The 7,605-nt window shown below is 58.8% G+C and carries 11 protein-coding genes and 1 pseudogene; 10 read left to right on the top strand and 2 right to left on the bottom strand.

Features of this window, described 5'->3' with window-relative positions:
- Positions 1-572: pseudogene (locus C6Y32_RS15475) on the top strand (hypothetical protein); the annotation flags it as partial.
- A 257-nt stretch (positions 573-829) separates the two neighbouring features.
- A complete protein-coding gene (locus C6Y32_RS14660; RefSeq protein ID WP_105206024.1) occupies positions 830-1,792 on the top strand; it encodes a hypothetical protein in 963 nt (320 codons plus the stop codon).
- Between the two features lie 726 nt (positions 1,793-2,518).
- Here the strand turns inward: C6Y32_RS14660 and C6Y32_RS14650 are convergent.
- Positions 2,519-2,944 carry an ImmA/IrrE family metallo-endopeptidase gene (locus C6Y32_RS14650; RefSeq protein WP_105206022.1) on the bottom strand — a complete coding sequence of 142 codons (426 nt, stop codon included), beginning with the start codon at positions 2,942-2,944 and terminating at the stop codon, positions 2,519-2,521.
- Positions 2,945-3,292 (bottom strand): helix-turn-helix domain-containing protein, encoded by a 348-nt coding sequence (locus C6Y32_RS14645; RefSeq protein WP_105206021.1) that lies wholly within the window; start codon positions 3,290-3,292, stop codon positions 2,945-2,947. It lies immediately after the preceding gene.
- 292 nt (positions 3,293-3,584) lie between these two features.
- On the opposite strand from C6Y32_RS14645, the gene C6Y32_RS14640 reads away from it, so the two are divergent.
- The 8 genes from C6Y32_RS14640 to C6Y32_RS14610 all read left to right on the top strand — a co-directional run bounded on the left by C6Y32_RS14640 (position 3,585) and on the right by C6Y32_RS14610 (position 7,561).
- The gene (locus C6Y32_RS14640) at positions 3,585-3,797 is read left to right on the top strand and encodes a helix-turn-helix transcriptional regulator (RefSeq protein WP_105206020.1); all 213 of its coding nucleotides are present in this window, start codon (positions 3,585-3,587) and stop codon (positions 3,795-3,797) included.
- Positions 3,798-3,871: 74 nt separating this feature from the next.
- Positions 3,872-4,057, top strand: a complete 186-nt coding sequence (locus tag C6Y32_RS15470) for a hypothetical protein (RefSeq protein ID WP_164998309.1) — start codon at positions 3,872-3,874, stop codon at positions 4,055-4,057.
- Positions 4,057-4,887, top strand: a complete 831-nt coding sequence (locus C6Y32_RS14635; RefSeq protein WP_164998308.1) for a Lin1244/Lin1753 domain-containing protein — start codon at positions 4,057-4,059, stop codon at positions 4,885-4,887. The genes C6Y32_RS15470 and C6Y32_RS14635 overlap by 1 nt, the downstream gene beginning before the upstream one ends.
- Positions 4,884-5,300: a hypothetical protein gene (locus tag C6Y32_RS14630; RefSeq protein WP_105206018.1), complete on the top strand. Its 417-nt coding sequence runs from the start codon at positions 4,884-4,886 to the stop codon at positions 5,298-5,300. Before C6Y32_RS14635 ends, C6Y32_RS14630 begins: the two co-directional genes overlap by 4 nt.
- Before the next feature lie 272 nt (positions 5,301-5,572).
- Positions 5,573-5,998: a hypothetical protein gene (locus C6Y32_RS14625; RefSeq protein ID WP_105206017.1), complete on the top strand. Its 426-nt coding sequence runs from the start codon at positions 5,573-5,575 to the stop codon at positions 5,996-5,998.
- A 54-nt stretch (positions 5,999-6,052) separates the two neighbouring features.
- Entirely contained in the window at positions 6,053-6,562 is a 510-nt protein-coding gene (locus tag C6Y32_RS14620) for a phage tail tube protein (protein ID WP_105206016.1), read from the top strand.
- Positions 6,563-6,625: 63 nt separating this feature from the next.
- Complete coding sequence (locus tag C6Y32_RS14615) at positions 6,626-6,967, top strand: DUF6673 family protein (RefSeq protein ID WP_105206015.1); 342 nt, start codon at positions 6,626-6,628, stop codon at positions 6,965-6,967.
- Between the two features lie 3 nt (positions 6,968-6,970).
- Positions 6,971-7,561 (top strand): bacteriophage Gp15 family protein, encoded by a 591-nt coding sequence (locus C6Y32_RS14610; protein ID WP_105206014.1) that lies wholly within the window; start codon positions 6,971-6,973, stop codon positions 7,559-7,561.
- Positions 7,562-7,605: the final 44 nt, after the last annotated feature.

Raw genomic sequence — 7,605 nt, 5'->3', positions numbered from 1 at the left:
ACAGCGGCGTGGAGCTGCCCTGGGATACGGCGCCGGCGGGCGGCGGCTCGGGCTCGTCCTCGCAGAGCGCCTCCAGCGGCACGCCGAGCAAGACGGTCAACTGGCACAAAGAAGGCATGTACAAGGTCGGCACCGACATCCCGGCCGGTGAGTACGTGGTGCAGAACACCAGCGATCTGTCCTGCTACATCGAGGTTTCGTCCGACTCGTCCGGCGAGTTCGACAGCATCATCACCAACGACAACCTGGACACCTTCGGCTACATCACCCTGCAGGACGGCCAGTACTTTACCGTCAACCGCGGCCGTTTCGCCGCCGAGGCGGAGGTGCAGATCACCAGCAAAAACGGCGTGTACAGCGAAGGCATGTACAAGGTGGGCAAAGACCTGCCGGCCGGCGAGTACAAGGTGACCTGCAACAGCGAGTACTCCTGCTATATCGAGGTATCTTCCGACAGCACCGGCAACTTCGACAGCATCATCACCAACGACAACTTCGATGGTGAAAAGTATGTGACGGTATCGGAGGGGCAGTACCTCACCGTTACCCGCGGCACCTTTACCGCGGCCTGAGCAGTGGGCAGCAAGCCGGACCGGTAGAGCGCCTGTTATCCTTAAAAAAGAGGCCTGTGGTCACAGTGGAGACCGCAGGCCTTTATTTTGAGGAAAAGTGGAGACATTTTGTGCTTTTTTGCAAAAATTGCGCCTAAAAGTGGAGAAATGAGGAGCCGGATATGCCGGAAATTTGCCCTGCCGGCGCTGCTGTGTTATAATGTACGCTGTATGAGGAAAAGAATAGAGAGAATAGGCCCCACCAGGGGAATATCGGTTTGCGGGGCGGCGGTGCGCTTTCGGTGCACCTGTACCCAGCGGCAGTCGCCCGGCAAACAGAAGAGAAGATGTGGGGTGAAGATATGCCCAAGTGCCTGAAATGCGGCAGAGAATATGCGGGCGACAGCTGCCCCTGCTGCCAGCGGCCTGCGCAGTGGCAAGAGGAAGAAAAGGAAGACCGGGCAGACGGGACGGGACCGCTGCCCGAGCCGGCGGAGGAGACGCCGCGCCCCGGCAAGGTGCCGGTGGTGCAGGAGGTGCCGGCCGACCAGGTACTGCTGGCAAGCGAGGCGGCGCCGCGGCAAAAAGGGCGGCGCAACTGGCTGGCGCTGGGCGCCGCGCTGCTGGCCGTACTGGTGCTGGTGTTGGTGGCGGCGATGGTGCTGGGCCTGTTTCGCAGCAGCACCAGCGGCAAAAAGAGCGCTGCGGCCCGGCCCGATACGGCGGCGACACAGAATAAAGAAGCGGAGACGACCGCCGACGTGCCGATCAAAAACGGGCGCTTTGACGTAAAGCCCGACCAGCTGCGGGAGCGGATGAACAGCCGGCTCACCGGGCAAAAAGCGGTGGGGAAATTTACCGTGCAGGACACCGGCGGGTACACCTTTTTTACCGCCAAGTTGGGCGGCAAGGTGCAGCTGGTGCTGACCTGCCCGGAAGGGGAGAGCCGCATCAGCTCGATCATGACCGAGATGCCTATCGACGGCGGCGACACCCGGGTGTACAGCGGCTACCTGACTGCGCTGGTGCAGTGCATGCAGCCCTCGACAGCCCAGCAGGACTGCCCGCTGGTTCTGCAAAAATTAGAGGAGATCGGGCTGGGCTCGGGCAAGGCAGAGACGGCGTCTTTACAGCGCAGTGGGATCTTGTACCTGTTTACAGCCGACAGAGAGGCCAAGACGCTGGGCGTGTCGCTGGTTCCGGATACGGCCAACACGCTGGTCATCGAAGACACCCAGTGAACCGGCAGCGCTGCCGCTCCAGAGCCGGATAAAACGAAATAGAGCCGGCCATGCATAAGCCGAAAAAAGCCCACCTGCCAACTGCGGGTGGGCTTTTTTGCCGGATAAAATGCGGCGTGTGGTGTGGTGGTGTGGTGGTGTGGGATGCAGTGCGCAAAAATAGCGGTGCGGCGGGCGGGGCAGGCAGCGGTGTAGACAGCAGACAGTAAACTGTAAACAGCAAACAGGACACGAGATACCGGCGGCACCGCGCAGACATCAGACGGCAGACAGCAGACATCAGACAGCAGACAGCAGACATCAGACAGCAGACGACGGACAGCGATAGCAGGCAGCAGAAGGCACACGGCAAATGGCAGACGAGACGGACGGCATACAGCAGACGGCAGGTGGCAGACGATGGACGCGGCAGATGGCAGACGGTAGACAGTAGACGGTAGATGGCAGACGACGGACGACAGACAGCAGACGATGGACGCGACACACAGCAGAAGGTACATGGCAGAAGGCGCACGGCAAATGGCAGACGACGGACGACAGACAGCAGACGATGGACGCGACACACGGCAGATGGCAGATGGCAGACGACACACAGCAGACGGTAGACGAGACAGACAGCACACAGCGGACGGCATACAGCGCCCGCCGCAGTGCGGTGCGGCATACAATACAGACGGGCGGCCGAGCACCCTGATGGGGACCGGTCGCCCGCTTTTTATAGATAGATCACTGCAGGCGGCCCTCTGCCCGGTAGAGATCAATGGCTTTGCAGATGAAGTGCTGGGGAAGACCCAGCTCCTCGGCCAGTTGCCAGCACTCGCCGCCGCTGCCCAGCGCCTTTTGCAGGCGCTCGGGGGGGAGGAGCTGATGGATGGCCCAGCGGTCGGCGCGGTACTCGTGCCGCTCGATCAGGTCGTAGGGGCTGGCCACAGCGTGGGTGGCGCCGGTGTGGACATGGCCGCATTCGTGGGCCAGCGCACAGAGCTCATCGGCGGCGGTGCCGAACTGCTCATCGTCGATAAATACCGCGTAGCGGCCGTTCATCTCGATGGTGGCGGCCCCCAGCTCCCCCACCGGGTAGCGGCTAAAAACTGAGATACCGTCGGCGTAGGCCTGACAGTACAGTTCGACCAGCAGCGAGGTGGCATCCATTTACTTTCCTTCCTTCTCCTGTTGCTGCTTAAAAAAGCGGGCCATCTCCAGCAGCTTTTGGCGATTTTCTTCGGTCAGGTCGCGGGTCTCGCCGTATAGGGCATAGGTGAAACTGTCAAAGGTGATGTCGCCGTTATCGGCGTCGTCGCCGGGGGCGGCATCGCCCAGCAGATAGTCGACGCGCACGGCAAAATAGTCGGCAATACGGCGCAACATATCCAGGTTGGGCTGCCGGCCGCCGTTCTCCCAATTCGATACGGTGTTCTGCGCGACTTGCAAGTCGCGGGCAAAAGCCTGCTGGGTGATCTTTCGCTCTCTGCGCAGCTGGCGCAATCTCTCGCCGAACATGGTGTTCCTCCTTATTGTGAGACTGCCGGCCGCTCGCTAAAAGATACCGGCAAACTGAGATGTATGTATTCAGCATATCACAAAACGGGATGGTTTGTAAAGAGATTTTGCACCTTTAGGGGCGAGAAATACCTGTTCCTACCGCTGTTATGGACTGCTCTACGGCACAGTTCAGCGCAAAAAGAGATAAATACAAAGAAAAATATCTCAAAATGAGTTGACTGCTGGGGCGTTACATGGTAATATCTCATTACAGGATAATTTGGCAAGCGGCCAGAAGGGAGATATCGAGATGAGAAATTACTTAAAAGAGATGCGCGAGGACAGAGGCCTTTTGCAGTGTGAGGTGGCCAGGCGCGTGGGCATCAGCCAGAATTACTACTGCATGATCGAGCGGGGCAGCCGGCAAAAGCGCATGCAGGTGGATATGGCCTACCGGCTGGCAAAAGCGCTGCGGGTGCGGCCGGAGCAGATCCTGCGCCACGAGCAGACCGGCAAGATGTAGAGCTCTTACCCTGTTAACAGTATAGCAGGGGATGTGTACGATAAAACGGACTTTTGAGACAGGAGGAAAGAAAAATGGACAGAGGTATAGAGACCCCGTACGACGCGCGGCTGCGCGAGACCCGCGAGCTGCTGGAGCTGTATGGCCGGGCGGATGCCAGAGAGATCAAACGGGCGCTTTTAGAGGCGCTGACCGAGCGGGAGCAGGCACTTCAGAGACGGGCGGCAGATCACTGCCGCCGCTGTGGGGGGCAGCGCTGATGGCGGCCCCGACCAAGGCGCGGCTGGAGTATTACGCCCGGGACATCGGCCTGGAACGCGACCGCAAATTCAGGCGTCCCCGGCTGCAGCACGGGGCGGTGGTGGTGCTGGTGTACGAGCTGCTCTTAGACCTGATATACGGCGATCAGGGCTACTTTTTGTACTACGGCAGCACCGACCAAAAAGAGGACGTGCACTGGGCGATACAGACGGGGCTGCAGGGCAAAGACCAGCCCGCGGTAGACAAGATCAGCAAGATGGTGGCGTCGCTTATCGACAGCGGGCTTTTTGAGCCCCGGCTGGCCGAACAGGGGGTACTGACGTCGCACCGCATCCAGCGCACCTACTACCGGGCCACGGTGGAGCGGCGCGAAGTGCAGATACAGCCCGCCTACTGGCTGCTCTCGCCCGAGGAGATGCAGCTCTTATCGCGCAAGAGCGCGATCCTGCGCCAATTCGACCGGGGAGAAAACGGCGTTTATGGGGCGAATAACGGTGAAGATCCCCCGCGTGAAGCGCAAAGTAAAGAAAAGGACAGTACCCGCAGCGGCGGCGGCCCGCGAGCACTGGATATATACGTAGAGGACGTGCTGGATACCGACGAGGGCCAACAGCTGCGGCCAGACTACCCCCAGCTGTTTGGGGGCATCGGCCAGCACCGGGTGCTGCTCACCGACGCCCAGATCGACAGCTTGATGATCCAGATCGGCCACGAGGCCTTTGACTATTACGTGGAAAAGCTGGCGGATTACATCGGCCATAAGGGGCGTTTTGTCAAGGACCACTACCGGACCATTTTAAAGTGGGCCAGAGAGGACGGGAAGGTATGAGCAGACACAGCGGCATGACGGCCCGGGAACTGGCGCACCTGGGCCATCTGCAGCGGGAGATAGAGCTCGACCGCCGCCGCTTGCGGGAGCTGGAGGCGGCCGCGACCGACACATCTTCGCGGGTGACGGGCCTGCCCTGGTTGGGAGGTGTGAGCGATAAGACTGCGTTGGCGGCAGCTATTGCCGACTGCAAAGACGCCATAGAGCGCAAAACACTGCGCAGTTTGCAGCAGTACCAGCAGGTGAGTGATTTTATTGCCGGTGTGGATGACAGTCTACTGCGGCAGATCCTCTCGCTGCGGTGCCTGGATCATTTGACTTGGCGGCAGGTGGCAGCCAAAGTGGGATACGGCAATACTGAAGACAGTGTAAAACAGGCTTTTCACCGCTTTTTAAAGAGCAGTGAGCAGTAGGTCGGGCTGCCCAAAGCGACAATTGGGCGTTCTGGGCAGCGCCGTGTACACGCTGCTGATGCAGGCTATTTGGTAACTGGTGAGAGAGGAGGCTGGCATGGACAGGCGCCTGGCGAAGTTGTCACACATGTCACGAACGTCGGTGGTAGTATGTTAGCGTAGAGAGTGGGCAGAGAAAAGCGGCGCATAAATTGCCCGACCTGCTCGGTCAGTTCAGGTATGTGAAGCTGTTGCCCATGCAGGCGCCTTAGCGCCGGGAGGAGGATATATAGATGACCGTGCTAAAGAGCACCACCGAATTTTTAAAGACCTGCCCGCTCATTGGACAGGATGCGCAAAATGCAGAGCTGCAGGCGCTGTTTACAGACGGCAGCCGAGGCACTGTACACCTGTTGCCCAAAGGCCAGAAGACCGTGGGCAGATATTTAGACGGCACGGTGACCGTGCAAAATGAGATGACCGTATACGTTACCGGTACGGGGGAGAACGGCGTGGACCTGGAGCATGAAAACACCTTTTTGGAGGGGCTGGAGGATTGGCTTTTTAGCCAGAATGAACTGAAGAATTTTCCGCTCTTAGACGCCCCCAAAAAGGTGCAGTCCATCTCCTCGTCCAGCGGCGCGTTCTACCAGACGGCAAACGACCCCCAAGGTATTTGCCAGGTGACGATCACACTTATATACACGGTGCGTCTTTAAAGACGGATGGCGGATACCGCCCACCGAAAGAGAAAGTAAAGGGAGGAACACGACATGACTATTAAAGAACTGATGACCGGCAAGACCCCCAGTGCGGATTTTGAGGGCTGGGTGACCAACGATGACATGGTACTGGCGGTGGACATCTCCGGCACTGCCGGCACCAAGATCGACGACTTTGTAGTCGCCCAGATGGGCGTTGCCGGGCTGGATGCCCAGATGAACCCCATCACCCAGGACAAGCAGTATATCCGCGCCGGCCAGTCCACCACCAAGACTGGTACCCAGCGCACCTTTAAAGTGACTGGCGACCGCTATATCGGCGACGAGTTCCAGGATTACTGCTTCAAACCCGATATCAAATACGGTGTTGGCCAGTCGGTGCAGGTACCGTATGTGTATTTTTGCATCCTCAACGGTAAAGGTGAAAAAGGCGTTGCCTCGATCATCGTCAACAGTGATGGCAGCGGCAACTCCGGCGAGAACTCCGCGGTGGATATCGATGTGAAAAAGGCGGGCGCTATGCCGGTAGAGTACACCTACACCGCTGCTGCCGGTCAGTAAGACCGGCCACAAAGCGCCGCACAGGGCGCTGATATACCGAGCGAATACTTGAAGGAGGCAATCATGCTTTTAAACGGAAAAGAGATCCCATTTGACTTTTATAGTGCCAAGACTGCTGCCAGGTACGAAGAAGCGCTGCAGGCTATCGGGGAGAAAAAGCCCCCAAAAGAGGGGGAGAGCCTATCGCAGTCGATTGCCCGTGAGTGCGCGGCAGCAGTCGCATTTTTTGAAACTGTGTTTGGCACCGAGACCGCCCGGGAGATCTTGGGTGACGACCCGGGGCTGCCCACATGCTTGGACGCTATGGATGCGCTCAACCGCGAGGTGCAGAGCCAGTCTGAGGCGCTGCAGGCCCGTATTGCCAAGTACCGGCCGGACCGCATCGTACTGCCTGGGCAAGAGTAGACGGTGAACATCCTCATTGACCGGCTGCCCGAGACGGTAGACGGACTGCGGGTAAATACCGACTACCGCTATATGGTGCTGTTTGAGCTGATGAACCAGGACCCGCAAATTGCCCAGTGGGAGGCCATAGATCGTGCGCTGGCACTGTTTTACATCGATCAGCCCACCGATCTCGATCAGGCGGTGGAGGGGATGCTGTGGTTTTACCGCTGTGGACAGGATCCACCCAAGCAGACCGAGCATATCGGTGGCAGCCGCGGGGCACAGGCCTACAGCTTTGAGCAGGACGCCGCATACATATACTCTGCTTTTTGGGCTCAGTACCACCTGGACCTGCAGCAGGAGCGGATGCACTGGTGGAAGTTCAGAGCCCTGTTTAGCGGCCTGTATGAACAGGTGCCGCTGACCAAGATCATGGGATACCGCACGGCGGATACCAAGGGAATGGACCGGGGTACCAAGGCGTTTTACAACCGCATGAAACGCCAGTACGCCATAGAGACCAAAGAGATGCGCCAGCAAAAGAGCTACCAGGCGTACAAGGAGGCTATGCAGCAGTACGTGGCCAAGCGCTTTGCAGAAAACGGCATGTAAGAGCAGCAGACAGCACGCCCCATTGGGGACGTGCTGTTTTTGCG

Origin of the sequence: Neobittarella massiliensis (ex Bilen et al. 2018) (genome assembly GCF_900289145.1) — a bacterium.
GTDB classification, from domain to species: Bacteria; Bacillota; Clostridia; order Oscillospirales; family Ruminococcaceae; genus Neobittarella; species Neobittarella massiliensis.
The sequence above is the reverse complement of the archived record's forward strand: the minus strand, read 5'-3'. Positions and strand labels throughout refer to the sequence as shown.

Coding starts and splice junctions, on each gene's coding strand:
- C6Y32_RS14640 (WP_105206020.1), top strand. CDS start 3,585: ATGAGAAATTACTTAAAAGAGATGCGCGAGGACAGAGGCCTTTTGCAG.
- C6Y32_RS14650 (WP_105206022.1), bottom strand. CDS start 2,944: ATGGATGCCACCTCGCTGCTGGTCGAACTGTACTGTCAGGCCTACGCC.
- C6Y32_RS15470 (WP_164998309.1), top strand. CDS start 3,872: ATGGACAGAGGTATAGAGACCCCGTACGACGCGCGGCTGCGCGAGACC.
- C6Y32_RS14630 (WP_105206018.1), top strand. CDS start 4,884: ATGAGCAGACACAGCGGCATGACGGCCCGGGAACTGGCGCACCTGGGC.
- C6Y32_RS14620 (WP_105206016.1), top strand. CDS start 6,053: ATGACTATTAAAGAACTGATGACCGGCAAGACCCCCAGTGCGGATTTT.
- C6Y32_RS14635 (WP_164998308.1), top strand. CDS start 4,057: ATGGCGGCCCCGACCAAGGCGCGGCTGGAGTATTACGCCCGGGACATC.
- C6Y32_RS14615 (WP_105206015.1), top strand. CDS start 6,626: ATGCTTTTAAACGGAAAAGAGATCCCATTTGACTTTTATAGTGCCAAG.
- C6Y32_RS14645 (WP_105206021.1), bottom strand. CDS start 3,292: ATGTTCGGCGAGAGATTGCGCCAGCTGCGCAGAGAGCGAAAGATCACC.
- C6Y32_RS14625 (WP_105206017.1), top strand. CDS start 5,573: ATGACCGTGCTAAAGAGCACCACCGAATTTTTAAAGACCTGCCCGCTC.